This is a genomic window from Xanthomonas axonopodis (assembly GCF_001304695.1).
GTDB classification, from domain to species: domain Bacteria; phylum Pseudomonadota; class Gammaproteobacteria; order Xanthomonadales; family Xanthomonadaceae; genus Xanthomonas; species Xanthomonas axonopodis.
Genome location: NZ_JFAQ01000139.1, coordinates 1 through 671, shown reverse-complemented (window position 1 = coordinate 671; position 671 = coordinate 1). Strand labels below are relative to the sequence as shown.

1 protein-coding gene is annotated in these 671 nt (G+C 63.8%); it reads right to left on the bottom strand.

The genetic code is table 11. The annotated features are described in order from the left end of the window. Window positions 1–671, bottom strand: a 671-nt coding sequence (locus tag XAXN_RS13055) for a GGDEF domain-containing protein (protein ID WP_134984880.1), incomplete at both ends; no start/stop codon positions are given.

Genomic DNA, 671 nt, shown 5'->3' with positions numbered 1-671 from the left:
CCAGCACCTCGTACTGCAGGCGTCCGGGGTCGTTGAGCACCTGGATTTTCTGCGCGTACAACAGCAATCGTTCTTCGGCGATCGCCTGTTGCACCGCACTGATCCAGCCACCATCGTGGCGGCGCCGCGCCAGCGCCAGATCGTTTTCGTTGAAGCAGCGGATACGGTTGCGCCCTTCTTCCTTGGCCGCATGGCAAGCCAGATCGGCGGCGGTCATCAAGGCATTGAGGTCGCTGAGGCCCTGGCGAATCTCCACCACGCCAAAACTGCAGCTGGGCGTCAGCGGTCGCCCGCCTTGATGGCTCCACGGTTGCCCGAGCGCGCCGTGCATGCGTTCCAGCACGCGTTGCGCCTGCGCCAGATCGGTATTGGCCAGCAGGATGGCGAACTCATCGCCGCCCAGACGCCCCAACCAGTCACCAGGACGCAGCTGCATGGTGATCACATCGGCGAAGTGGCACAGGAACCTGTCGCCGACCGCATGCCCGAAGGTGTCGTTGACCAGCTTGAAATGATCCAGGTCGACAAAGCACAGCGCGTGACACATCTGCGGCGATTGCGGCAGCTCGATCAGGCTCAGCAGCCGGCGTTCGATCTCGTGCCGATTGATCAGCCCGGTCATCGCATCGTGCCGCGCATGGAAGGCCACTTCGTCGGCCAGCTCGTGCGCG